This is a genomic window from Kribbella sp. NPDC043289, from assembly GCF_056436705.1.
This window is the reverse complement of the sequence record NZ_JBWKCB010000003.1, coordinates 1-24,758: the sequence shown is the minus strand read 5'-3', so window position 1 is coordinate 24,758 and position 24,758 is coordinate 1. Positions and strand designations below refer to the sequence as shown.

The 24,758-nt window shown below is 65.6% G+C and carries 21 protein-coding genes, 1 tRNA gene and 2 pseudogenes; 12 read left to right on the top strand and 12 right to left on the bottom strand.

What is annotated here, in order from left to right; all coding sequences use genetic code 11:
* Nucleotides 1–169: 169 nt before the first annotated feature.
* Nucleotides 170–1,177 carry a LacI family DNA-binding transcriptional regulator gene (locus AC0662_RS18480; protein WP_452197233.1) on the top strand — a complete coding sequence of 336 codons (1,008 nt, stop codon included), beginning with the start codon at nt 170–172 and terminating at the stop codon, nt 1,175–1,177.
* Here the strand turns inward: AC0662_RS18480 and AC0662_RS18475 are convergent.
* The gene (locus tag AC0662_RS18475) at nt 1,174–3,720 is read right to left on the bottom strand and encodes a glycosyl hydrolase (protein ID WP_478301977.1); all 2,547 of its coding nucleotides are present in this window, start codon (nt 3,718–3,720) and stop codon (nt 1,174–1,176) included. The two genes, AC0662_RS18480 and AC0662_RS18475, sit on opposite strands and share 4 nt — an antisense overlap.
* Nucleotides 3,721–3,821: 101 nt before the next feature.
* Entirely contained in the window at nt 3,822–4,766 is a 945-nt protein-coding gene (locus AC0662_RS18470; RefSeq protein ID WP_478301975.1) for an ArsR/SmtB family transcription factor, read from the bottom strand.
* Between the two features lie 78 nt (nt 4,767–4,844).
* Here AC0662_RS18470 and AC0662_RS18465 point away from each other — a divergent pair, with 78 nt between their 5' ends.
* Nucleotides 4,845–5,249, top strand: a complete 405-nt coding sequence (locus AC0662_RS18465) for a pyridoxamine 5'-phosphate oxidase family protein (protein ID WP_478301973.1) — start codon at nt 4,845–4,847, stop codon at nt 5,247–5,249.
* Between the two features lie 31 nt (nt 5,250–5,280).
* The gene (locus tag AC0662_RS18460; RefSeq protein WP_452197237.1) at nt 5,281–5,790 is read left to right on the top strand and encodes a YceI family protein; all 510 of its coding nucleotides are present in this window, start codon (nt 5,281–5,283) and stop codon (nt 5,788–5,790) included.
* A 28-nt stretch (nt 5,791–5,818) separates the two neighbouring features.
* On the opposite strand, the gene AC0662_RS18455 is transcribed toward AC0662_RS18460, so the two are convergent.
* A complete protein-coding gene (locus AC0662_RS18455; RefSeq protein ID WP_478301971.1) occupies nt 5,819–6,490 on the bottom strand; it encodes a G5 domain-containing protein in 672 nt (223 codons plus the stop codon).
* A gap of 109 nt (nt 6,491–6,599) precedes the next feature.
* Nucleotides 6,600–7,583, bottom strand: a complete 984-nt coding sequence (locus AC0662_RS18450; protein WP_478301969.1) for an ArsR/SmtB family transcription factor — start codon at nt 7,581–7,583, stop codon at nt 6,600–6,602.
* Nucleotides 7,584–7,749: 166 nt separating this feature from the next.
* Here AC0662_RS18450 and AC0662_RS18445 point away from each other — a divergent pair.
* Together AC0662_RS18445 and AC0662_RS18440 are read left to right on the top strand one after the other, a co-directional pair.
* Nucleotides 7,750–7,822 (top strand) — tRNA-Lys (locus AC0662_RS18445).
* A gap of 246 nt (nt 7,823–8,068) precedes the next feature.
* A complete protein-coding gene (locus tag AC0662_RS18440) occupies nt 8,069–9,499 on the top strand; it encodes a helix-turn-helix domain-containing protein (protein ID WP_478301967.1) in 1,431 nt (476 codons plus the stop codon).
* Between the two features lie 87 nt (nt 9,500–9,586).
* Here AC0662_RS18440 and AC0662_RS18435 read toward each other — a convergent pair whose 3' ends face one another.
* Nucleotides 9,587–9,925 (bottom strand): DUF3024 domain-containing protein, encoded by a 339-nt coding sequence (locus AC0662_RS18435; RefSeq protein ID WP_478301965.1) that lies wholly within the window; start codon nt 9,923–9,925, stop codon nt 9,587–9,589.
* A 261-nt stretch (nt 9,926–10,186) separates the two neighbouring features.
* Here AC0662_RS18435 and AC0662_RS18430 point away from each other — a divergent pair, with 261 nt between their 5' ends.
* Nucleotides 10,187–11,134, top strand: coding sequence for a type IV toxin-antitoxin system AbiEi family antitoxin domain-containing protein (locus AC0662_RS18430; RefSeq protein WP_478301963.1), 948 nt, complete (start codon nt 10,187–10,189; stop codon nt 11,132–11,134).
* Nucleotides 11,037–11,972: a nucleotidyl transferase AbiEii/AbiGii toxin family protein gene (locus AC0662_RS18425; protein WP_478303400.1), complete on the top strand. Its 936-nt coding sequence runs from the start codon at nt 11,037–11,039 to the stop codon at nt 11,970–11,972. Before AC0662_RS18430 ends, AC0662_RS18425 begins: the two co-directional genes overlap by 98 nt.
* A 76-nt stretch (nt 11,973–12,048) precedes the next feature.
* Here AC0662_RS18425 and AC0662_RS18420 read toward each other — a convergent pair whose 3' ends face one another.
* Together AC0662_RS18420 and mobF are read right to left on the bottom strand one after the other, a co-directional pair.
* Nucleotides 12,049–14,025, bottom strand: coding sequence for an ATP-dependent DNA helicase (locus AC0662_RS18420; protein ID WP_478301961.1), 1,977 nt, complete (start codon nt 14,023–14,025; stop codon nt 12,049–12,051).
* Nucleotides 14,026–14,587: 562 nt separating this feature from the next.
* A pseudogene (gene mobF, locus AC0662_RS18415) lies at nt 14,588–15,658 on the bottom strand (MobF family relaxase); the annotation flags it as partial.
* 470 nt (nt 15,659–16,128) lie between these two features.
* On the opposite strand from mobF, the gene AC0662_RS18410 reads away from it, so the two are divergent.
* Both AC0662_RS18410 and AC0662_RS18405 read left to right on the top strand, forming a co-directional pair.
* On the top strand, nt 16,129–16,299 hold the full coding sequence (locus AC0662_RS18410; RefSeq protein ID WP_478303398.1) for a hypothetical protein: 171 nt from the start codon (nt 16,129–16,131) through the stop codon (nt 16,297–16,299).
* A 36-nt stretch (nt 16,300–16,335) separates the two neighbouring features.
* On the top strand, nt 16,336–16,527 hold the full coding sequence (locus AC0662_RS18405; protein ID WP_478301959.1) for a hypothetical protein: 192 nt from the start codon (nt 16,336–16,338) through the stop codon (nt 16,525–16,527).
* A gap of 28 nt (nt 16,528–16,555) precedes the next feature.
* Here AC0662_RS18405 and AC0662_RS18400 read toward each other — a convergent pair whose 3' ends face one another.
* The 3 genes from AC0662_RS18400 to AC0662_RS18390 all read right to left on the bottom strand — a co-directional run bounded on the left by AC0662_RS18400 (nt 16,556) and on the right by AC0662_RS18390 (nt 18,697).
* The gene (locus tag AC0662_RS18400) at nt 16,556–17,725 is read right to left on the bottom strand and encodes a hypothetical protein (RefSeq protein WP_478301957.1); all 1,170 of its coding nucleotides are present in this window, start codon (nt 17,723–17,725) and stop codon (nt 16,556–16,558) included.
* A gap of 65 nt (nt 17,726–17,790) precedes the next feature.
* Entirely contained in the window at nt 17,791–18,423 is a 633-nt protein-coding gene (locus tag AC0662_RS18395) for an AbiTii domain-containing protein (RefSeq protein ID WP_478303396.1), read from the bottom strand.
* Entirely contained in the window at nt 18,353–18,697 is a 345-nt protein-coding gene (locus AC0662_RS18390) for an AbiTii domain-containing protein (protein WP_478301955.1), read from the bottom strand. The genes AC0662_RS18395 and AC0662_RS18390 overlap by 71 nt, the downstream gene beginning before the upstream one ends.
* A gap of 548 nt (nt 18,698–19,245) precedes the next feature.
* Here AC0662_RS18390 and AC0662_RS18385 point away from each other — a divergent pair.
* Both AC0662_RS18385 and AC0662_RS18380 read left to right on the top strand, forming a co-directional pair.
* Nucleotides 19,246–19,437 carry a hypothetical protein gene (locus tag AC0662_RS18385; RefSeq protein ID WP_478301953.1) on the top strand — a complete coding sequence of 64 codons (192 nt, stop codon included), beginning with the start codon at nt 19,246–19,248 and terminating at the stop codon, nt 19,435–19,437.
* Between the two features lie 121 nt (nt 19,438–19,558).
* The gene (locus AC0662_RS18380; protein WP_478301951.1) at nt 19,559–20,782 is read left to right on the top strand and encodes an RES family NAD+ phosphorylase; all 1,224 of its coding nucleotides are present in this window, start codon (nt 19,559–19,561) and stop codon (nt 20,780–20,782) included.
* Here AC0662_RS18380 and AC0662_RS18375 read toward each other — a convergent pair.
* Nucleotides 20,779–21,354, bottom strand: coding sequence for an SLATT domain-containing protein (locus tag AC0662_RS18375; protein WP_478301949.1), 576 nt, complete (start codon nt 21,352–21,354; stop codon nt 20,779–20,781). The two genes, AC0662_RS18380 and AC0662_RS18375, sit on opposite strands and share 4 nt — an antisense overlap.
* 103 nt (nt 21,355–21,457) lie before the next feature.
* Between AC0662_RS18375 and AC0662_RS18370 the strand changes: the two genes are divergently transcribed.
* Nucleotides 21,458–22,630, top strand: coding sequence for a HEPN-associated N-terminal domain-containing protein (locus AC0662_RS18370; RefSeq protein WP_478301947.1), 1,173 nt, complete (start codon nt 21,458–21,460; stop codon nt 22,628–22,630).
* Nucleotides 22,631–22,713: 83 nt separating this feature from the next.
* Here AC0662_RS18370 and AC0662_RS18365 read toward each other — a convergent pair.
* Nucleotides 22,714–24,327 (bottom strand): annotated as a pseudogene (locus AC0662_RS18365) (IS1634 family transposase); the annotation flags it as partial.
* Nucleotides 24,328–24,758 lie beyond the last annotated feature (431 nt).

Sequence of the window (24,758 nt, the reverse complement as noted above, 5' to 3'; positions counted from 1 at the left end):
CGCTCTCCTCCCTACGCCGGAATTACCCGATTCAGGTTCGGCGGTCGGTGACGGTCCGGTCACCCTCTCAGCCCACTCCCTGCGAGCTCCCGCGGACGGTTCGACTCTAACTCACGGCTTCCGTGGAAGCTAACGCAGTATCGTGCTCTGAACTGTCCCGAGGAGGGTCGTGGCTGCTGGTCGGCGGGTCGCTATCTCGGACGTCGCGGCGCGGGCCGGGGTGAGTCCGACGACGGTCTCGCACGTGTTGTCGGGGCGGCGGCCGGTGTCCGCAGCGACGCAGGCCCGGGTGCGGTCGGTGATGGACGAGCTCGGCTGGGAGCCGAACGAGGTCGCGCGCAGTCTGCGGACCCAGCGGACGCAGACGATCGCGCTGATCGTGCCGGACATCACGAACCCGTTCTACCCGTCGGTCGCGCGCGGGCTGCTCGATGTCGTCAGCGAGCCCGGGTACCAGGTGCTGATCGGGAACACCGACGGCGAACCGCGGGCCGAGCGGGACCTGGTGGCGCGGATGGTCACCCGCAGCGTCGACGCGATGGTCTTCGCCGGGTACTACAGCAAGGCCGCCGACGTCGCGGCCGCCGTCGCCGCCGGGATCCCGGTCGCGCTGATGGGCGGTCGCCGGGCCGCGCCGGGAATCGACGTACTGTCGTCCGACGACCTCGCCGCGGGCGAACTCGCGACCAGCTACCTGATCGACCGCGGCTATCAGCGGATCGGCTTCGTCACCGGGCCGGCCGGCGACGGTCCACCGGCTGATCGCGTCCAGGGGTACCGCCGGGCACTCGCCGCCGCTGGTCTCCGCTTCGTTCGGCAGCTGATCGTCCGCGAGGAGTTCTCCCGCGCCGGCGGTACGGCGGGATTGCACGCGCTCCTCGACTTGCCGCGACCGCCCCGCGCCGTCCTCTGTACCAACGACATGGTCGCGATCGGTGCCCTCGACGCCGTCCGGGACCGTGGCCTGCGGGTCCCGGACGACGTCGCCGTGATGGGTTTCGACGACATCGAGGCCGCCGCGCTGGTGTCGCCGTCGCTGACCACGGTCTCCGGCGATCCCCGCGAGCAGGGCCGGGCGGTCGGCCGCGTCCTGCTGGGCCGGCTGGAGGGGACGGCCCCCAGCCGGCCGCAGCGCATTCTGTTCGCGCCGTCAGTGGTACGCCGTGACTCGGCCTAGGGGGTCGTCACCGAGGTCACCGTCGCACCGGAGATGTACGTCGGCCAGACGCCGACCGTCACGCTGATCTGGCCGTTGGCGTCCGGAGTGAATGTGCTGGACAGACCGTAGAGGCTGGTGACCTGGACCGGTCCGGTCGCGTTCACCGTCACGGTCGTGTTCGACCCGCTCGCGGCCCAGATCGCGCGGAACGGCGTACCGTCGTTGGCCGCGTAGACCTGGTCGATCAGGCCGTTGCCCGGGAACTCCTTGCCGAGGAACGTCGCGCCGCGGAGCTGACGAGCGGCGGTCGCGTAGGCGACGTACGACGGTTTCGGGGTGTACTTGCCGAGGGCATCGGTCTCGTGGTGGATCAGGCCGAAGTTGTTCTCCTGCGCGGCCGGGTCGATGCCGTCGTTCTTGAAGTCGTACATGTAGAACCGGTCGACGTCGTGCCCGGGCACGTTGAGCATCGCGCGGGCCATGTACATCGCCTGCGTCGGTTCGGTGACCGGTGCGGCGCTGCCGGAGCCGGTGTACCAGCCGGCCTCGGTGATCCAGATCGGCTTGTCCACGCCACCGTTGTACTGCCGGATCGTCGCGCGCACCTGATCGATGAAGGTGCCGAGGCTCTCGGGCGCGTGCAGGAAGTTGTACGGGTGGACGGAGACCACGTCGAGGTACTTCAGCCCGCCGAGCTGGCAGAACTGCTGAAACCAGGCCTGCTGCGTCACGTCGGTGTCACTGCCGCCGACCACGGTCAACCCCGGGTGGTTCGCCTTCAGCTTCGTATAAGTTGTCTGCAGCAACGCGACGTACGCCTCGGGGGTCTGGTACGCCGCGCCCTCACCGTTGATGTCCCACTCGTTCCAGACCGCCATGTTCTTGATCTGCGGGTACTGCGTCGCGACCTTGTCGGCGTAGTTCGCGAAACCCGTGCGGCCGGCGTCGGTGGTCGGCGGCTTGAAACCGTCGTAGAACGGGTTGCCGCGATCGGCGATCAGCAACGGGTCGAGACCGTTGCTCTGGAACGCCTGCTGGTAGTTGGTGATCTTCGCGGGGAACGAGTACGTGCCCTGCGTCGTCTCGATGTCCTGCCAGTAGGCCTCGTCGCGAGCGGTCCCGGCGCCTGACTGCTTCACCAGCGGAATCACGTCCGGGTTCCACGACTGCGCGAAATGCGTTCCGGTTCCTTGGTACGTCGGGGCCGTGGTCGCGGCGACCGCGTCGACGTTGGCACTGGCCGACGTTCCCCCGTTGATGATGGAGCTCTTGTCGAGGGTCAGCATGATCGCCTTGGCGGGGCCGTGCCAGATGCCGTCGTCGGCGCCGCCGAAGTGCAGGTATCCGGTGCCACCGTCGAAGCGGGTGACGGTGAGCTGCTGCCACGCGGTGGAGCCGGTCAGGGTGAGGCGCTGCTGGTGGACCTGACCGGTCGCGTCGGTGATGCGGAGCCCGAGCGCGTTGATCTGGCTCGTCCTCACCCACAGACTCAGGGACTTCAGGTCGATCGGGACGAGATTGCGTTGCAGCGCGACGTAGTTGCCGCCACCGGTGAAGTCGCCGCTGAGCTTGGCGGACTGGGCGCCGGCGTGCGGGGAAGCGGTGTCGTAAGCGAGGCCGCCGGTCGCTCCGGGGAACTCGCTGCCCGGATAGAACGACCAGCCCTCGGCGGCGCTGTCGTAGTCGCCGAGCGGTGTCGTCGGGGTGCTCGCGAGGGCGTTCAGAGTGAAGTCGTCGAGGCTGACGCTGCTGCTGGTCGCGCCGCTGATCGCGCCCTTGTCCAGGACGACCTCGATCTGCTTGGCGGGACCGTGCCAGACCCCGTCGTTCGCGCCACCGAAGTGCACGTACTGCTTGCCGCCGTCGAACCGGCTGACGGTCAGCGGCTGCCAATCAGTTGCCCCCGACAACGTCAGGCGTTGCTGGTGCACCTGGTTGGTCGAGTCGGTGATGCGGAACGTCAGGAAGGAGAGGTTCGGCGACTTCGCCCAGAAACTCAGACTGGTGGCCGCGACCGACGGAACCGTGCGGTTCACGCTCACGTACGCGCCGCCGGCGCTGAAGTTTCCGGAAAGCTTTCCGGAACTGTTTCCGGAATGGTTGTCGGTGCTGTCCAGCGCGAAGTTTCCGGTGGCTCCGGGGAACTCGCTGCCCGGGTAGAAGGTCCAGCCTTCCGCGGCGTTCTCGAAGTCACCGACGCGGTTGGTGGTGAGGCCCGCGACCGACGCCGTACTGAGCGGGCTGAGGATCGCGAACGTGGTCTTGGCGGTCAGCGTACCCGCCTGGACGGTGAGCTGGTACCAGCCGCGGTTGGTGACCGAGACCTGGAGAGTGCTCGCGGCTGCTTGGCTTCCGGTCGCGACCACGGTGCCGTTGACATCGGCGGCGGACCAGGTGACGGACGCGGCGTCGGTGCTCAGACCGACGGTGACCGACTGGCCGTCGGTGAACACGTTTCCGAGGGTGATCGGGGTGAGGGCGAGGGTCGCCGCGTGGGCGGGGGCGATGGTGCCGATGCCGAGGAGGAGAACTCCGAGAACGAGGGCAAGGGTACGTCTCATGCCGACTCCTTGAATCAGGGCGGTGTGGGGTGAGACGTCGGCTGCCACGACGTTACAAATCGATTTGTACTATCGCTGTGGGTGATCGGGCTGTCAACAGCTCAGGCGAGATCGGTTCCGGTCAGCAGAGCGGCGAGCTCGGTCGGCCGGTAGAGCACCTGCTTCCCGGTCCGTTGCGGTTCGACGAGGCCGGTACGACGAAGCAGTTGAAGGTGCTGACTCACTGCGGACGGTGTCACTCGGAGCTCGCCGGCCAGATCGGTCGTCGTCCGGGGATGTGTCAGGAGCTCGAGGATGCGCGCACGCGGCGTACCGATCAACTGGGCGAGATCTTGCCGGGACGGTGGCTCGACGACCGACCACAGGTTCGCCTGACCGCGCGGTGGATAGCCGAGCAGCGGATCGGCGCCGGGATCGAACGGGATGACCGCGTGCGGTCCGAACAGCGTTGGTTGCAGGACGAGTCCGCGACCGTCGACGGCCTCGGTCCGGCTCGGGTTCGCTACCCGGTCGACCTTGAGCTCGCCGTCCGCGTAGCTGATCGCGGGTCCGAGGTCGTTGAGCATCGCGCCGGTGCCGTGCTGGGTAAGGACGTGACCGCGGTAGCTGATGTCTGCCGACAGCAGCGTCCGCATCCGGTTCCAGTACGGCGCCATCACGGCGTCCCAGTACTGGCGTAGTACCTCGACGACCTTGTCGACGGTCAGGTCGTCGGGGAGTTCGCCGTTGACCGCGACGATCTGACGCTCGAACGTGGCGCGGTCCACGGAGGCGATCACGTCCAGTTCGTCTGTGAGTTGGGTGAGCGGCGAGGTGGGGCGGGGCGTCAGGAAATCGGGGCTGCCCATGGTGTCGTTGACGAGCCGGCGCAGGACCGTCCAGTCGAGGTCGGCGACCTGCGGCTGCACGGCCCGCACCCAGCCCAGCTGCAGCGGGAAGCGGCCCGGATCCCGGAGCGCGCGCATCGACAGCACCATCTCCGCGACCGGCGACACCGCGAACCGGACATCGGCCAGGTCCTGCGAGTTCAGCAGGTAGGTCAGCACCTCCGGTCCCTTCCTCGTTGTTGGCCGATCCTAAATGTCGGTGGGCCGTGGAATGGTCGGTGCATGGGGTTCCGAACGATGGATGACAAGGAAGCAGCCGAGTTCCTGGCGCAGCCGCTGGTGGCCGTGCTGGCGATCGACGACCCGGGGTGGTCGCCGCATGTGACGCCGGTCTGGTTCCATCACCTGCCGGGCGAGAACAAGTTCCAGGTGATGACGCCGGCCAAGTCGAAGAAGGCGAGACTGCACCGGACCGGCTCGGGTGGCCTGTCGCTCTCGGTCCAGACGGCCGACGGCCCGACCGCGAAGTACCTCAACATGCAGGGCGAGGCGCGGTTGCTGCCGCTCAGTGACGACCTGCTGAACGCGATGGTGGTGAAGTACCTGCCGGAGGAGTTCCGCGCGGCGTACCTGGCCGACCCGCCCGAGGACTCGATGTTCGACATCACCCCGCGACGGATCACCACCGGCGTGATCGGCTGACAGTTCGCCGCGCTGCCCCGTCGTACCGGGTATGACGAAGCTCGCGGAGTTGCAGGGAGAGTACGTACTCGACGGCGAACGGACCCGGATCGGTTTCCTGGCGGCGCATCGCGTCGGGAGCAAGGTACGCGGGCGGTTCGCGGAGTTCGACGGTGCGGTTCGGTTGGACAGCGCGGATCCCGCGGCGTCCTCGGCCTGGCTCACCGTGCGGGTGGCGAGTGTCGAGACGGGCGACCGGCGGCGGGACGCGCAGTTGCGCAAGGATTTCTTCGGCGCGGCGACGTACCCGGTGCTGACCTTCGTGTCCACGGATGTTGTGCAGGTGTCGGAGCGGCGGTACGACGTGACGGGTGAGCTCACGATCCGTGGTACGACGCGGGCGGTGACCGTACCGTTCGAGCTGACCGAGGCGGGGCGTTTCACGGCGGCGCTGACGGTCGATCGGCAGGAGTGGGACGTGAACTGGAACGTGTTCACGACCGCGCTGGTGCGGGCGGACGTCGTACTCGAGCTCGATGTGGCGGTGAGCCGCAACAGGTGATGTGCTGCTGCGGCTCACCTCGGCGGGCTTACTCGCAAGCGATGCCGTCGTGGTCGGAGTCGAGGCGGTAGATGTCGGTGCCGATGACCTCGATCGGGCCGTCGACGTACTCCGGTCCGTTGCCGCTCCCGCCGGAACAGTCCACGTCACTGGCGATCGGGACGCAGCCGGAGTAGTTCGGGTCGCAGCCCGAGGACTGTTTCGGTTCGTCGACCTTGGTACCGACGACGGTGATCTGGGTCCGCGGCTGCTTGGCGACTTCCTCGCGGAGCAGGTGCTTGGTCGTCTGTACGCCGTTCACGAACGTGACGCGGTACGTCAGGCGGCGGGTGCCGTTGACGCCGGTGGTGCGGACCGTTCGCTCGCCCTTCGGCAGCGAGCTGTCGGTGACGGTCTTCTTCTTGAACGGGATCGTGCTGAACTCCACGACTTCCTTCGTCGTGGTCTTGGGTTTCGCCGGCGTGACGCTGGCGATCTTGGCCGGCGCGGTGGTGCTCGTCGCCGGCCCAGTGGGTGTGCCTGCGGGTGTCTCTGTGGGTGTCGGTGTGGGTGTCGCGGTCAGCGTGGTGGTGACGTGGACGGTAGCGATGGCGGCCGGCTCGCCGACTGTCGACGTACCGGAGTCCGCTCCACAACCGGCAGCGAGTGCGCCGACGGCCAGACACGCGACCGGAACCAGCGCAGCACGGAAGAAAGACACGTTTGTCCCCCCAACCCGCCGTCGGTTCCCCCCGCGGCGGGATTGTCAGCGCCCGGACCTCCCGGGCGAACACCGATCTGTACCAGCCGCGCTCAGAGACTCGCAAGCCTCAGAATTGCGCGCCAGTGAGGATGTTGGCCCCGATCGGGCTGATCGTGTGCCGGACCGCGCCGCCCGCGCGGCGGGTCGTCACCAGGCCGGTGCGGTGCAGGACGCGGGCGTGCTCACTCGCGGACGCCAGCGAGATCCCGGCGCGGGCAGCCAACTCGCTGGTCGAACACGCCTGCTTCGAGATGGTCCGCAGTACGGCGGCCCGCGTCCGCCCGAGCAGGTCGGCGACCGCCCGCTCCGGATCGACGCACCGCTCGGCCCACGCGGGGTCGTGGTGCACCGGGTAGACGAGGACCGGCGTACGCTCCGGATCGGCCGGCATGATCGGATGCCGCCAGCAGAAGTACGACGGCACCAGCCGCAACCCGCGCCCGTCGAGATCCCGGTCGAGATCGACATGCCCCATATCGACATGCAGGTACGGCGGCTCCCACTGCAGCACCGGATGCAATGTGCCCGCGAGCGACTCGAACCCGCCGGTCGTCACGGTATCGCTGTGCACCTTCACGTCCCGGCTGATCATCGCGGTCATGATCGGCATCTGCGGCGCGATGTGCGTACGGTGGAACTGCCGCAGCCCATGACACAACTTCGCCAGTACTGCGGGATCGCCGGCCGCGAGGCGACGGGTCCAGTTCGGCAACCGCACCTGCTCCTGATCCGCCAGCAGTCCGAGCTCACTCTCGAGCTGGTCCTGCGGAGTCGCCGCGATCGCGCTGAGACCCGCCTCCAGCCCGTCGACGGTCTCCGCCGGCGTCAGAAAATCCGGCGAGTAGCCGACCGGCGGCGCCAGCACCAGCAACTCCCGCTCCAGCGGCGTCAACCGCGCCCGCGTCCGCTGCCGCCACGCCCCGAACACTTCCGGCTCGTCATCGGTCTGCACCATGTGCATCCCGAGCAGCACTTCCCACAACGGATCCGGCTCCCGACAGATCGTCGTACGCGCCAGATCAACACACCCGAACCGGATCCGGAAACCCATCGCCTTGTCCTCCCCCGAGGAAGCAGAACGCCGAAACCCACCCCGACGTCACCACCGACCACCACGTAACTACACACCGTAAGCGCCAAGAGGGTCACCCCCGCTCCCTCACCCCGCCCAAGCAAACCCCCGCCAAACCTGACACACTGTTCCCTCACCCCCTCAGGGGCCTCTAGCTCAATTGGCAGAGCAGCGGACTTTTAATCCGCGGGTTGTGGGTTCGAGTCCCACGGGGCCCACAAGTTTCCGCAGGTCAGGCGCAGTTCGGCGCCTCGGCCGCGAAAGTCGGGTCTGCGCAAACTCTGCCAATACTCCGAGCGGCCGATACATGCCCGTCTGAGGAGGATCGGCGGCTCCGCGCAGCCAGCTGGCTGGCGCGTTGCTGAGCGACGTATCGCATCCTGTCGCACTGTTCTCGTTTCGTCCGATCTCCGGCTCGCCCAGCCGTTGAGCTGCCACGTGCTGGTGGACTGTGGAGGGCTGAGATGAGCAGACCGCACCTTCCGATCGGAACGTGGGGCAACGTCCGATCCCGCGCTGAGAGGAAGGACAGCAACGGCAAGGTGGTCTCCTGGCGCGCGTCCGCGTACTTCCGTGACCACGACGGGCATACCCGTGAGGTCACCGCGTCCGCCAAGACCAAGGGCGCAGCCGAGCATCGCCTACTCACGAAGCTGCGAGACCGGGCAAAGATCACGCAGTACGGCGAGCTGAGCCCGACGGACAAGATCAACGACCTCATCGACCTCTGGATCGAGAAGCTAGAGGAACGCATCGAAGACGGCCGGCGATCACCGACGACGCTGACGACCTACCGCACAGCCATCAAGAACTACGTACGGCCCGCCCTCGGCGAACTCCTGATCGGCGAGGCAACCACACCACGCATCGACAGAGTGATCGGAACCATCAAGCGCAACGCCGGCCGCCCCACCGCGAAGACTTGCCGCGCGGTCATCTCCGGGATGATGCAGCTCGCCGTCCGGTACGGCGCCCTGACCGTCAACCCGGTCCGCGAGGTCGAAGCAGTCGAGGCCCGTCCAAAGGACCCGCCCCGAGCGCTGACCACCGAAGAGATCGCCATCCTGCGCCAACAGTTGACTACCGATGAAGCCGCCCGGCACGCCGACCTACCGGACCTGGTCCTCTTCATGCTCGGAACAGGAGTCAGAATCGGCGAGTCTCTCGCGGTTCTGTGGTCGCAGGTTGACCTAGAAGCTGGCACCGTCCAAATCACTCACACCGTTGTTCGCGTCCCAGGCCAAGGCCTGATCCGCAAGGCCCCGAAGTCCAGAGCAGGCGTACGTGCCCTACCCCTGCCCGACTGGGCCATCACCATGCTCCGCCGCCGCCACGCAGCCGGCGTGAGCCTCGACGACCCCATCTTCGCCGACTCGCTCGGAGGCTTCCGTGACCCGTCCAACGTCCGCCGAGCCCTCCGCCGCGCATTGTCCCCCGTAGCCAGCACCGCCCGCCGCGACCTAGGCGAGACCCTCCGATCCGCCCGCCTCCAAGCCGGCCTCACCCGCAAACAGGTCGCCACGAAACTCGGCTGGCCAAAGACCAGACTCGAGCTCATCGAGACCGGCCGCATCAAGCTCGACCGCGAACTCGTAGCCACCCTCGTCAAGACCTACCGCATAAATCTCGACGCATCGCCCACCCTCAACGCCCAAGTCGACCAGGCAGCCCAACCCTCACCCTCAGACGCTCTGACCTGGATCCGATCCCACACCTTCCGCAAAACCACCGCCACCGCCCTAGACCGCCGAGGCCAATCCGCCCGCCAAATAGCCGACCACCTAGGCCAAGCCCAAGTCTCCATAACCCAAGACGTCTACATGGGCCGCCGAATCCACAACCCCTCCGCCGCAACTGCCCTGGACCAGGAGTTCGCGGATCTCGACCTCTGGTGAGAGGCCAGTTCGAACATGCGACGCACTGCTTAGGAAGATGAAGGCACAGAGGGATGCACGACCGACCAACTTGGCCGACCATCGCGGTCATCCCCAGAAGATGCTCGTCGGGTCGCGGTCGATCTCGGTCAGTAGGTCGTCGACACTCTGCGATGGGGCGAGTCTGTCGTAGGTATGGAAGCGCTGGTGTCGGTCGACCCAGTACAAGGTCCAGGACTTGTCAGTGGCGTTGTAGCGCAAGCGAGCGATTGCGGAGCTGGTCCAATCCGCCTGGATGTCGTCGTGCCAGGGCGGGCGCCGCTCAACGAGTGTCAGGTGGCGTGGGGCGACTTCGCACTCGATACGCAGTTGGTCGCGAGCGTGCTCCGGAACCCGTGTGGCGCACCATCGCTGTACGCGTTCGACATCCAGTTCAGACAGAGCCATTCAATTCACCAGTCGTGAGGCGACCCTGAGCTGTGCCGATCTGGTCAGCAGCTTGGCCGGTCGGGCGTGCGGAGCAGGCGGTGGGTCGACCTTCTTGACGGAAGTGCGACGCCGTACCTCAGACCCTACCGACCGGCGGCCGGTCGGACCTGGCCGATCGCCTCATGCAGCGGCCTGGATACTTGAAAAGTGACGTACTCATCGCTGTAGAGCTTCGAAAGTAACGCATTGATGTTACTCTTGAAGAGCAAGGAGGTGAGAATGATGCGTGCGGTTGACGTGCTGGAGTCACTGGAACTGGTTGGTTCCAGCCAGTGGGGACTGGTGACGACGGCCCAGGCCCACGAGGCAGGTGTGTCCAAGATGCATCTTTCCCGCCTTGCCGAGCGCGGAACTGTGCAGCGTGTTCGTCATGGCGTCTACGCACTCCCTTCCGCCGACACCGGACCATTGCAGGGGCTGCGCGCAGCCTGGCTAGCCACCGCCAGCCAGCCGGCGGGCAACCAGAAGCTGGCCGTGGTGTCTGGTGAGTCCGCAGCAGCCGTGCACGGCCTCGGTGATGTGCTGGCTTCCAAGTACGAGTTCACTACCGCAGTACGTCGGCAGACCACGCAGCCGGACATCCGGTATCGCAAGCAGGACCTACCGGACGCAGATGTCGCGCGGGTCGATGGGCTGCCGGTGACTTCCGTCGCGCGCACCGTCAACGACCTGGCCACCGGCGGTACCGACTTCGACCACCTCGCTGCAGTGGTCCGCGATGCAGTCGCCACCACCGACGCCACGTCCGGTTCCCTCCTACAGGCGCTCGAGCCGGCGGCCGAGCGGTTCGGATCTCCGGACGGCCACGCCTTGCTCGCAGAACTCCTGAAGGCAGTTGGCTACCGACCTGACACCGGACTGCTGGAGGTGGCGCCCCCTGAGTTGCGAGAGAAGCTCTTCCGGGCACTCGCGCCCCAGCTCGAAGACATCGTCAGCCGGGCCGTTGACGAGAAACTTCGCGAATTGGGACAAAGGATCGACTTCTCCTCGGCGACTCAACACGTCGTCAATGCAGCGCATCCTGACGGAACACGAGATGCCGCACGTCGGCAGAACAGGAAAATCGACGATGGCGGAACCGCTGACTCAGCTGGAAGCGAACCGGCTGCGACAGTCCCTGGGGGCCAAGCTGGCCAGCGAGGCCAAGAGCCGCGGCGTCGCGGCTGACCCGATCCGCAAGCAATACATCTTCACGATCTTCCTCAGCCGCATCTTTCAGGACTCCGACGCTCCGTGGGTGCTACTGGGCGGCAACGCGCTACTGATCCGAACCGGAGGCGGCCGATTCACCCAGGATGTCGATCTTGCTCGCGAGACACCGTGGACCAGTACCGACGACGCGTTGTCAGAACTGCGGCAGCTGTCCAGCCGTCCGCATCACGGAGACCCGTTCGAGTTCGAGCTGTACTCGATGACCGTCCAGCGAGAGATCGACCCCTATGGTTATGGCGCCGAAACCGCCAAGGTGAAGGCGCGGGCCTTGCTGGGCGGTCGAGAGTTCGAGTCCTTCAGCATCGATCTCACGACCCGGCGACACCTCGATGCCGCGGTCGATCATGTGCCACTCAAACCGATCATCGACCACGAGACCCTGCAAGACCTGCCGTCGGTTCCCACCACTCCGATCGAACACCACCTGGCCGACAAGATCTGCGCTCTGTACGAACGGCACGGCCAGGACGGTAACGAAGCATCGACCCGCTACCGCGATCTGGCCGACATTGTCCGGATCGTTGCGGCGATCCCGTTCGACGCCGCCAGGCTCTCCACGGTCCTCGCGCGGGAAGCCGGCCGCCGCCAGCTGACGCTGCCGAACAAGGTGCATGCGCCGAGTGAGGAATGGGTCGTCGGCTTCCCCCGGTCCGCCGCCGGGTTCGCCGAGTACCGACGTGAATACTGGGATCTCAACGCTGCACTGACCTTCTGCAGCACCTGCCTGGACGAGATCCTCAACGCCGAGCGAACCACTGGCACCTGGGATCCAGCCCGTCTCTCGTGGCAGTAGGACTGCGGGGCAAGACCGCACCGGTGTGCTCCTAACGGGCAAGATCTTTCTTCGGCGCCGATCCTGCTCATGGCTGTCAGTCCGGCTGCGTTGGGGTGATGGATTCTGGCGGCATTGCCGAGGGGGCTGTGTGGTTTGTCGGTCGTTCAGTGGCGCCCGATGAGCAGGCAGTGAGGAGGTTCAGGAGCCGGGAGTGTTGACGGCGTCGCACGGCTGCCTTCTCTGGTGGCGCGTCTCCGAGGACCGCAGGCGCATGGATCTGGTAGCCCTCCCTGTAGGCGGCGATCTCGCGCACAAGATCGGCGAGATCCTGGTCTGGTGGGGTACTGGCGACTCGGTGCAGTTCTCGGTACCAGGCAGGCTGCTCGGCTGAGGCTTTGCCGGCCAGCCAATCGGCGCGTTGTGCAATCTGGGATTCGAGCTCGCGGAGTGGGGCGATCAAGGTCGGGTCGCTGACGTGCGTTGCTGGGATTACTAGGCCGGCGACCGCAGTTGGGTGTTCGCCTCGGCGGCGGAGGGCTCTGGAAACCAGCCGATCGACCCTGGCGTGGAGGACAGCTGCGAGGTCGTTGGCGTTCGTCAGAGGCGATTGGTCGACGGCGCGATGGAGAACCTCGCTGACGTCGATGCTGGCGCTCTCGGCGCGGCGGAGCTCGGCGATCAGTGCGCCGTAGGCAGGGGACGCCTGGAGTGCCGCTTGGTCTGCTGGGTCGAGTCCGGAGGCGTCGATGGCCTGCTTGTAGCGGATCTTGGCGTCGAGTTGGCAGAGGTGTTCGTAGATGGGAACGAGACGGTCGAGGCGGGTGGCATTGTCGAGTTCGCGGCGGAGTACTTCGTGTGCGGATTGTTCGACGCCGGGGTCGTTGAGGACGGCTTCGAGGACGTCTTGCATGGTCTGTTCGGGATGCGGCTCGTGGAGATCCGAGGAGCTCTGGTGAGTGGCGACGTACGCCAGGTTGGTGTCGCGGCCGCGGGTCATGCCGACGTACGTCAGGGCTCGGGTTAGTTGCTCGGTGACGAGGAGGTGGGCGGTGTCGACGGTGGCGCCTTGGGCTCGGTGGGCGGTGGTGGCGTAGGCGAGTTCGACGGATTCCTGGACGTAGGCGCTGGGCAGGGTGACCGTGTCCTTGGCGTGGTTTTGGACGGTGAGGGAACCGTCAGGCCAGCGGTGGATGACGGTCCAGTGGTCGCCGTTCTTCACGAACTGGCGCTGACCGTAGGGGAGGCGGCGGCTGTTGAGGCGGGTGACGATGTAGTCGCCTAGGCCGACGTGGTTGCCGTTGTGGAGCTCGATGCCGTCGGGTTCAACCTTGCCGGTGGTGATGCGGTCGAGTCGGGCCCGGGCGTTGAGCCGCGCAACCGTGGTGTTGTCGGCGGCGATCAGGAGGCTGGTCTTGCCCCCGTTGGTGTCGGCGAGCCAGGCCTTGTAGGCGGCCTCTTCCATCTCGTCTGATGAGCCGGCGGTGAGTCGGTCGTGGTTGTCATAGGCATCGATGGCGCTCAGCTCGCCGCGACGCAGCGCGAGGCTGGCGTCGCGCTCCCACGGGTTCGTGAAGCGCCAGACGTCGGTGAGTTCGGCTGCCTCGGTGTCTTTGGCAATGAGCCGGAACGCGCCGCCGGTGCCGACGGCGGACAGTTGTGCGTCATCACCGACGAGCAGGATCTTCGCTCCAGCCGCATTGGCAGCGCGGGCAAGACTGGCGAGTTCCATGGTGCTGGCCATGGAGGCTTCGTCGATGATGACGAGCTGGTTCTTGTGGAAGGTCCATCGATCGCTCTGAGCTCTAAGGGCTGCGAGCTGAACGATGAGTCGTTCACGGCGGAGACGGCGTCGTGAGCGGCGAGCGAGCTCTGCGGCATGTTCGGTTTGCAGGATCTGTTCGCGGCGTTGTTCGGCGCCTAGACCGGCCGATTCGTAGATCCATTTGGCGATGTTCTCGGTGGGAGCGCCGATGGCATCGGACAGGACGGTTGAGGCGGCTGAGGACGGTGCGAGGGCGATGATCGATCCGTCGCCGTACGTGGACCCCCAACTGGCGGTGAGTGCGGACAAGAGGCTGGTCTTGCCGGCCCCGGCGGGCCCGATCAGGACCTCGAGCTTCTGCCCGCTGTCGCGATTCGGAGGAGCGCGACGGCCTTGTCGGCGCTGAGACCGGTGGTGTTGATCGATGCTGGCGCGATAGTGGGTGCGCCGGCGTCGCGGGCAAGGTCGAGGAGGACCGCCTCGGCGCCGAGGATGACGGGTGAGGTGTAGATCTGGCCGTTGTGGATCGTGAAGACGTTCTCGCCGCTGGAGCGGGTGACGGGGATGGTGACCAGTTCTGGTGCGTCAGGCTGATCGAGTGCTGCTCGGCCCGTTCGACGATCGCTTGCAGCGCGGTGAACCGGTCGCCGGGCGAGACGAAGCGCAGCAGCCGGGTCTGGCGTGCGGCCTCGGCGAGCAGGTTCCAGCGTGTCCAGGTGGCGCGTTTCGTTTGCAGCGTTAGGACAGTTGCGGTGCCGTACGCGTCGACCGTCTCTGGGCTCAGGTCTGTCGCAGCCAGCGGACGCTCGCCGACCCTGCTGAGGGATCGTCGGATGGCGGCGACTGTGTCGTGCCCGATGGCTTGGTTGGCGCGCTTTCGCCACTGCGCCATCAGCGCGGCGAGGGGTTGTGCGAGGTGCTTGGGTGGGCGGTTCATGAGGGTCGCCTGCTGCCGTAGGGCATACATTTCGCGGGCGTCAGGTGGGCGGATCTGTTCGCCGCGGTCGTCGAGAAGTGCGTTCAGATTGGCCTCGATCTGTGCGGTTCTGGCCGAGAATTCGCGGATCAGGTCGTCGGGAATCGTGTCGATTTCGAACGCCGGATTCCGCCGGGAACCGCGTTCGCGCAGCTCCCAGTTCACGCCGAGACGTCGGGTGAGATGGTCGGCGAGAAGCACGTTGTGGATCTCCGACATCGCCACCGCGGCCCGGTACAGCACGCGCCCATCGAGAGTTCGCCATGCGCCGTCCGGGCCTTGTACACGGTTCGCGACAACCACGTGGGTGTGCAGTTGCGGGTCGCCGCTGCGGCTGTCCCAGTGATCGAATGCGGCCGCGATCACTCCGCGGGTATCCAGTTGCGCGATGCCGCCATCGCCGCTCCTGGTAAACGCCGCGTGCTCCTCGATCAGCGTCAGCACATCCGCGATCGCTTCATGATGGGCGGCGACGATCTGCTCTTGGGTGCCAACGTCGGTCGTTGCCCACAGCGCCGATACTGACTTGACCGGAGAGAACGTGAGGTCGAAACCGGCAACCGCCTGACGGGACTTCTTCCGCATCTCTGCCCGCCGAATCCGTGCCACGGCGTGCACGCGCTCGGCATCCGGCAGTGCCGTGTCGAGGTCACGGATCCGCTCCCGGATGCGCTCCTCCGGGCTCTTGAAAACGCGATACGGCTCGCCGAGCATCCGGCCGGTCACCGGATCTTCCGCACGGCCAAACAGCGCAGCCATGTGGATCTCGGTCACCTCGCTGCCGGGCACCAACTCGCCGTCGCCCAGGCGGCGAAGCCCCTGTCCCAACCAGCGGCCAGGAGGGTATCCCGACGCCGTGTAGTACGCCGTCAGCGGTGTAGCCATCCGCCGATCAACGTCTCCAGCAGCGACATGCCGAAGCAGGTACTGGTACCCCTCTCCGGCGTTCAACCGGTGGATACTCATCACAGTTGACCGCCCGGAATTTGGCGGGTGCGTGCGTTCGCCAGCTCGCTCATGCAGGCTCAACGGCTGAGCGGCCAAGGGACCGATCGGCGCGGCACTTGGCGTGGACCGCCTGGCATGCAAGAGGTGTGACGGTGCTGCTGACCGCGTTTTGGCGCCAGGAGCAGTCGATGCGGCTCGGGAGGGAACGCTGAATCGTTGAGCGATCATCTAAAGAGCGTCCCGATACAAGGTCGGTGGGTTGATGACTGCACGTCCGGCGCTTCGGACGGGGCGTGGGTGCCGCAGCAACCGGCTCGCCACACGTTGGCGTGCAAACGTCCACCTCTCGACCAACCGGCCTCTCAAGCGTGAAGGGCTACGCCCGACCTATCAGCCGTGCACACCGTGGCGGCTGCTGTGGGACTGTATGCACTGATCCGTGCGGCGGCTGAGGTGCGTGATGGTGTACGGATCGCGGGAGCGGCTTCCTGCTCGACCTGGCCTATCTCACGTGGCGAGCGAGTCGGCAGGAACTGGGAGTCGCGGAGGCGCCGCCGGGGCTGCCGCGGCGGACGCTGCACCGGACATGTGTGATGGCGACGCTCACCAATCTGGCGAATCCGAATGTGATCCTGTTCTACCGTGCGTTCGTTCCGTAGTTCATCGCGACCGGCAGCGGCAGTTGGCCGGCCACGGTGCAGTTCCAGGTGCTCGGCACGGTGTTCATCCTCGTCGGGTTCCCGGTCGACGCGAGCGTGGCGCTGCTGGCCGGCACGCTCACCGACCGCTTCTTCCGCACCGGCAGCAGGATGCGGCGGCGCCTCGAGCGCGTCACGGCGGCGATGTTCGCCGGGCTCGCCATCCGGCTCACCGTGGACATCCACTGACGGCCGGACCGGGTGGTAAGCAGGTTGGTCACGAGGACGCGTTGCCGACGATCAGTACGGCGCCGATCCCCAACGCAAGTATCGCGGCGATGACCAGACCGGCCTTCCGAAATCGCGGCCACCGACTCCACCTGAGCCCGCACACGAGAAGCAGAAGCACGGTGAACACGGCCAGGCTCGTCGCTGTGATCTGAGCCCAGATCTCGTGTGTTGCCTGGATGACAGTCGGTACGACTGTGAACAGGCCTATAGCAGCGCCGAGGAACACCAGGATTGGATGAGAGCCTGGCCCGGAAACGGCCTCGAGGGCAGGCGTGACTGCAGGCTCCGGATGACCGTGCAGAGACGACGACTCTCCGGGCTCTTCCTTCGGACGCTTAATCGATTGCTTGACGTCAGCGCTGTTCAGTGCGGGGTTCGAGGGACCGTGGAAGTGATTGGTTATGACGCTGCTCGTGGAAGCTGGGTCAGCCGCCACCCCAGCCAACCGGTTGTCGCTGGGTAGCCAGCCCAACAATCCCTTGGCATCTGCTGACTCCTGGGCAGCCTTGTGGCGCTGGCGTGCGTGCCAGTACTGCCCGATGGTTGCGACTCCTCTGTAGAGCCGGATGTCGCGGTCGACGCTGTATCTCCACAGACCATCGTCGTTGGAACTGGATGAGGTCCACGGCTCGGAGGAGAGCAGCGACGCTGAGCGTCGGCCAAGTTCCCTCTCTTCGGCTTCAGGCAAGTCCAGGCCAAGCTCTTCGAGTACCTGGTTGAAGGTCACTTCTACAGGTAATGCCGGATCGCCATTCAGATACGCGTCTGCCGCGATGCGCGCGGCAGCCACCACCACCTCGAGTACCTGCTCGGTGCCGGAGCATGCAATCGCACCTGCGACGGTGAGTGACAGTCTTCCGCTGGGATCGGGTCGTGCACTTCCCTGCGGCCGGCCTCCGTGCAGGAAGAGCGATGGGAGCCGGCCGATGAGTTCGGTGAGGTCGGCGTCGGCGTCGCGGCTCAGGAGGGTTCGGTCGATCGCCTCGAATGTCGGCCAGTTGCCGGTGCGGTCGACTTCATCCCAGACAAGCTGAAGCAGCTCGGCTGCATCGTCCGCAAGCGCAGGCGGGTGCATCGAGTCGGAGTCTTCAGACATTCGGGTAGTCGATTCGGGTGCCGGATCGGAAGCCGACCCGGTGTGATTCAGCGCAGGCACGAGGTCAGGATACGCAGCGGGCGCGGATAACACGGCTGGTGGAGCGCCGCCATGCCGATGGCGGGTCAACCTCCGAGGAACCCGACTGCGGCGGCCACGACGGCGCCGCCGATCGCTTCAGTTCCAGCATCTTGGGCCACATCGGCGAACCATCGGCGCACTCTCACCCAGCGGCCCGGTCCGGCCATTGGACTTTCCTGGTCCTCCTTGGCGGCGGCGCGGAGACCGGTGATCAGGTCAGGCCCAAGGTCTGATTCCCCCAGAAAGTGAACGAGGCCTTCGACGTCTCCCTTGGCAGGTGGCTTGATCGCCTGCTTGACGTCTGTACTTCCGATCGCAACGTTCGAGGGGCCGTGGAAGTGATTGTTGATGACCATCGCTGCGAGGTGCTGCTCCGCGTCGGGCGTGCCCACCTGACCGGCATCTGGTACGACCTTCTCTAGCTCCAGGGCAAGGTCGAGTACTCGGTTGCGTACCGCGTCGAGTACGCCGACAAGCAGATGACGGGAGACTGGGATCTTGGCCTCGACGAGCACCATGTCCTCGACGACGATGCGTTGGACCAACCCGCGTTGCACAAACTGGTTGTAGTTATGGACGATGTTCGCGTTCCACGCGAGTGTGACGTCATCTTGGGCCGCCATGCTTCCGAGTTCGGCAACTGATTCGCGCAGCACGATTTCGAAAAGGGGAGTCAGCTTCCAGCTCCTTGTTCCAGCTGGAGCTGGGGATCTGCACGTTTCGCAGCTCCCTGCCGAACCCGCCCATGAAGTGGCCCAGAACGTGCACGTGATGCGGTCCCCGGTACCGCGGAACCTCGACGTCAGCCGGGTAGCGGCTGAGTTCATGCTCGATCCAGGCACCAAGGGGATGTGCGCCAGTTCTGGATGCCAGAACCTTGACCTGGCGGAGCAGACTCGCGATGGATGCTTCACCGGCCGCTCCGGTGATCAGGTCGTCCAACAGGGTCATTCGGAGTCCTCGTCTGTCCCGCAGCAGCCGGCAACAGTCGCAGGGGACCACGCCGCTGGGGCAGTCTGAGCGTAGTGCAGCCGACGGACAATCTGCCTGCGGTAGCGCCGTACCGAACCAACAGACGTATTGACTCGGTTCACGGTCGACGGCAATTCCTGCACGACGACTTGGAGCCGCTGATCGTCCCGCCGGCCGGAAGCAAGAACGACTTCTATCGCAACCGTGGCCTGAGAGCTCAGTGGCACACCATGTTGCGAGCTCGCTGATTCGCGCCGAACGAGCGTCAATCATTGGATTCTCCTTCCCTCCACGGACCTCCAGGTGCGTCAGCTCGTCGCGACCACGATTCGTCCGGCACACGTAGACGTGGTAGATCGCAGCGCGAATGCGGTGCAGACGGTGCAGGCGGTCTGCGATCCCACGATCACAGTTGTTCCGTACATCGAGGACGATGCGTTGCCGACCTTCGTCACCGCTACCTGTGGGCGATCTCATCCGGGGACCTGCACAGGGTCGATGACTTTGCTTCCCCGCACCACGCTCGGGTGAGCATCAACGGCAAGTCGGTCTTCGACGAACTGCTGGACGCAGACGGAGAGCTGGCGATGACGCAGTTGAGCGCCTTCTTGAACAGCAAGTGGCCTGACATCGCGACATCGGCTCGAGAAGACATCGGAGGAGTAGATGACTCCACCCGGTGCGTCTTCGCCAACCTGGCGCTATTGCCGACGTCGTAACGGGCGGAGGAAAGGTTCGACGACGGTGGCTCAGGGAGCGAATCGTCGAGCTGGGCGGACAAGAGTGGCAGCCTTCTGTCATTCTTCGGGTTGGACCGCAGGGGCCAGTGAGGAGCATCCGATGGCAATCCCGACACCACCGTCGAACCCGCGGCCGTTCACGTCCGTTCATGACTTCCTCGAGGACTGGGAGAACAGGGTCACGGATCTGAACGACCCGAATACCTGCATCTGTCGGCAATGCGTGATCGATCCTGACCTGTGGAGGTCCGTCGCCGATAGGGCAGACGATGGCCGGTGCGACTTCTGCGAGACCGTTCGCGCGGCCGTCTCCTTCGAGGAGCTTGCCGTAGTGGTGGAGGACGTCGTCCGCGACCGGTATCTGTCGGCGGAAGAGTCGGGTGTGTTCCACGATGACGGCGAGGGGAGTGCGCCTGTCGAAGACATCGCGGTGATCCTCGATGAGCTCCTGGACGGCGCGGTCGGCAACGCGGCTTTGGCGCCGCTGAAAGCGTTCGTCGCCGAGCGAAACCCTGTTGCCTATGGGTTCGTGCGGCGCCGTGCGGTGTGGGCGAGCTTGAACGACTTCGATGAAGGTGCGTGGCGGCTCGTCAAGGACCAAGCACGCGCCGGTGCTTTCGCGGCCGCCACGGAGTTCCTGCTGGCAGAGCTGCCAGGCGACGTCCTCGAACTCTTCAGACGCATCGAAAAGGTCGCGATGGTCGGGGGATTGTTCAAGCAGGCCACTCCGCGGCTGTGGCGTTGCCGGCCACGGACCGGGAACGAAATGCACAGTACCGGTTCAGCCCTTGGAAGCTCTCCGGTCGAGAAGGCAGACGAGGGCCGCCTGAGCGTCAAGAATCAATCGGTGTTCTATGGCAGCTCGAGTCTCCGCGGCGCGGTGATCGAAATGATCAACCACCACGGCGACGACGTCGAACTCTGCGCGGGCCAGTTCAGCTCGACGCGTGCGTTGGCGTATCTCGATCTGATGGAGCCGCCCCCGTGGCCGTCCCCGTTCGCACCGGATGCGGCTGAAACCGACGATGCGATCAGATTCCTCATCAGGTTCGCCAAGACGATCCGCGACCCCAAGACGGAGGATCCCAGCCACTACCGTCCGACCCAGATCTTCGTTGCCTTCCTCCTCTTCGCTCCCGAACCCCTGCGGATCGATGCAATCAAGTACGGCAGCAGCGTCGATCCGACATCGGAGAACTGGGTTGTCTTCGTCGACAACGAGCACTGTCGTGATCTCCGCAGCGGCGACGTCCTCGCCGATGACTTGTATATGTTGCTCGACGAGAGCACAGCGCAGCCCGTCGTGGCCCGCGACCACCTTTAGACAGGCTTTGTGCTGCCGGCCTGGGATTCCTGTTTCGGAGCCTCGGGCCACAAGCTGAATTCCGGCGGAAAGTAGGCGCGGGTGGAGGCCTCGTATTTCTTGAACGTGGCCGCTGGCACTGTCGGGGACGCGCCGGAGATGTCGTCGTACCGCTCGCGGACACGGTTGATGGCAGCGATGAGATCCGTCCGGGCCATGCCCCCGACGGCGCCGACCTGCGCGATCTCACGGCGCAGGCCACCGTATTCCCTGGACGCCGTCTGGTGTACACCGGCCTCGTCTCCGGACCGGAGAAAGGTCTGCAGCGCCGCGAGGACAGCCGCCGCGACGCTCACCATCCCGGTAAGTACCTTCAGCCACAGATCCGCAGGCTTCGTCAGAGTGCCGAAGACACTGGTTCCGACCAAAGCCGTCAGGATCACCGTCGGTACCCCCAACCATCGCGCCTTCCGCTTGTACCGCCCGGAGGTAGCGATGTGCGCCAGTTGCGCGCGACGCGCCCGGCGGTACCACTGAAGGAGCAGGACCCGCAGATCCGCGTCCCCGTCGGAATACCTGATCGGTGTGCTCATGTCGATCCCCCAAGACTTCGAAGTTGCTTCCCTGGAACATACCTGGAAGCGATCCTCGCGAAGCTGCTTGCGACAGCTCGTGCCGGGATGTTTGATCGAGCTCATGGGCATGGTCAAGCGCTACCTGGTGGAAGTCGAGGAACGCGGCTGGAGCGAGGTCGGTACGAATATCTGCAATGAATGCGTTGTCGACCCAGCGCTGATCGCCGCAGTCGACGCTCATGGTGGCCACGAGACCTGCGACTACTGCAAGAAGACGCCCACCGCGCCAAAGGCGAGCGCGCCGTTCGAGTTCGTACTGAAGCTCGTAGTGGACGGGCTGCGGCACGAATATGAGGATCCGATCGAACAGATGGCCCGGGACGGCGGCTATGTCGGCGACGTTCACGACACGTGGGATCTGCTGTGGGAGCTCGACATCACCGACAACGAGTCCGTCCAGGAAGATCTCCAGCGCGCGATCGAGACCGCTCAGTGGTGCCAGCGCGATCCGTATGCCGCGACACCCACCGAAGCCCTGCAACGGGGGTGGGCTGCGTTTCGAACCTTCGTCAAACATCGCCGCCGCTTCACATTCCTTACCACCGACCCGACGACCGCGAACGGCGCGGGTGCGCTCCCCATGCATGCCATACCCGCGTCAATCGCTGGAGCGGTCGCCGACGCTGGCCTCATACGGGAACTGCCGGCAGGTAGTGAATGGTGGCGCGTCTGTCCGCACAGTGCGACCGAGGGCTACTCATCCGCCGCCACCTTGGGCACACCGCCCGACACCGTCGCGCGTGACAATCGGATGTCACCGAAGGGCATCGGAGCCTTCTACGGCGCATCGACGGCCGCGGGCGCGCGAGCCGAGGTGGCCGGCTACGCTGACGAAGCGTTGGACGGCAGTATCGGGTGCTTCACCACCACAGTCGCACTCGCCGTCGTCGACTTGCGTGACCCGCCAGCGGCGCCCAGTCTGTTCGACCCCGAGCGGCGTAATCTCCGGGCGAGCATTCAGTTTCTCCACGGTTTCGTCAAGGACGCGACCGAGGCCGCCGATCCGTCGGCCTTGCAGAACCTTGATTACGTACCGACGCAGGTCGTGGCAGAGACCTTCCGCTATGACCTGCGAGTGGATGGCATTCTGTGCCGCTCCTCCAAGGACCCGACCGTGACGTCATGCGTCTTGTTCGTGCCAAGCCCAGAGGTAGCGGACGCCGGAAGCGAAACGGGCGAGACAAGGCTTGTCCTCGCGCCGACCACGGTGATGCACATCAAGGCGCCCCTTTGACAACGCGAATGCGACTCACCGGGGACGAGGGACACCTGAGTTGGGCCAAATGCTTTAGTGCCTTGCGGTGGGGTCCTGCAGCGCGTTGAGGATTGTGGCTCGGCGAGGCTGAGTGCGGGTGGGATGGTGGTGGTGATGCCGTTGATCTCGACGGTCGCTGAGCGAAGTGGCTTGAGGGTGCGCAGGACGCGTCGTAGTGAGAGGCCGGTCCGGTTCTGCACTGTGCGGCTGACGGCGAGGGCGGTGAACACGATGGTGAGGTGGGCCTCGATCGCGTCGCGGGTGCGGGCGAAGATCGGCCGGGCGCGGAGGTCGGTCTTGGACATCCGGAAGGACTGCTCGACCTGCCAGAGATCGTGGTAGCTGGCGATGACCTCGCCTGCAGGCATGACGCCGGCGGGGATGTTGGTGACGTAGCCCTTCAATCCGACCAGCCGCCGTGCCCGCGCGAGCGCCTTCTCATCGAGTGTCTGTGCGGCGTTGGTGGTCTTGACGAACCGCGGGCTGCGTGCGGTCTTCTCCCCGGCAACGACGGCCTTGGCGCGGTTCTCCTGCAGGGTCAGGGTCTTGGTGTCGCGGACCGAGCGCTTGGTCGAGTAGGCCCACACCGCCCGCCACGACCCCGGATGCCGGCCGGGATCCCAGATGGGCTCGGCCTTGATCTTCGGGTTGCTCGCCGCGTCTTTGTTGTGCCCGGTGCGCGGGGTGATGGTATCGATGAGCTGGCCGTCAGCGAACGCGTCCCCGTGCCAACGGAAGTGAGACTCCAGATCCTTCGGCGCCTTGGTCGCCCGGGATCCGACGATGAACCGCAACCCAGCGTTGTCGAGGTCCTTCAGATTGTTCGAGGACAGCATCCCGGCATCGGCCACGACGACCATGTCGGCCAGGTTGTGCCGTGCCTGGAACGCCTTCACGATCGGGACGATAGTGAGGGTCTCTGCCTGGTTGCCCGCATAGCAGCCGATCTCGAGTGGGAACCCACGCCGGTCTACCAGCAGCCCGACCACGATCTGAGGATCGACACGGCGTTCCTTGGAATAGCCGACCTTGCGCAGGTCGTCTTCCTTGTCTGCCTCGAAGTAGAGCGTGGTGACGTCGTACAACACCAGACTGACATCACCGCTGGAAAGAACGTGGTTGAAGCAGGCGGTCGCGATCTGGTCGCGATAGGTCCCTTCCCGAGCGCGCCGCAGCGTGCGTTTGCGAGTCGATAGGCTCGCTGAGACTCGGCCCATCTCGGCCAGCACGCGGTCGACGTCCAGCAGACTGGTCGGCTCGACCACGCGTGCGATCACCAGGTCGCGGAAGACCTCGTCGTCCACGACGTCGAAGCCGAGGCTGGAGTACACCCCAGCAAGAGCCTCTTAAAGCAGCGCTGAGGAGCTCTTGAGGACACGCGAGCGCGGCACCATCTGCCGCGCTGGCGGCGGGGCCGCGGCGCCGGCAAACAACCCGGGTGGTGTCGGCGGCGGGAGCAGCACGGCCTTCGGGACGGCCGGGGTGATGCCAAGGTCAAGGACTCCTTGACGATCATCAGCAAGCAGCCGGTTCGCTTCTTCGATCAGCAATCCGAGCTCGACCTCGTCGCGCGCCGAGCCGACATGACGAACGATCCGGCGCCGGCCCGCGACCGACTCAGCGATCTGCACCGCCGTGGCCCCAGACGCCGTGCGAACCCTCCGAACCCAGGCCACCGGCCGATCATACCGACCCGGATTAGTGCCTTGACGACGCACTAACCAACCGCATATCCGCAGGTCAGCGCGTTCCAGCCCCCAGAAACTTGCTCAAGTGACCCAAGTCAGGTCTAATGCTCGCACCGGTGTCGCACCCGTGCGTGGCGACGCCCGTCGGGTGATCTGCGATGGCGCAAGCCGTTCGGTTTGGCGTCGCGTGACGCCGAACGGAACGGCGGTAATCTATCGCTCGATATGCCTTAAAAACAAAGGGTTGCGCGATCTCCAAGGTCGCATAAGACTGGGCGGCTTGATGATGAGCTGACGTGTGCCGGCCAGCTCGCTTACAGCGAGTGAGGTGCCCCGAAGCTCCCGGACAGCGACCCAACTAAGATTGGGTCGTCTGGAAAGGAAAGTCTTTGCCACGTTCGAAGAGAAACTTCTCTCCT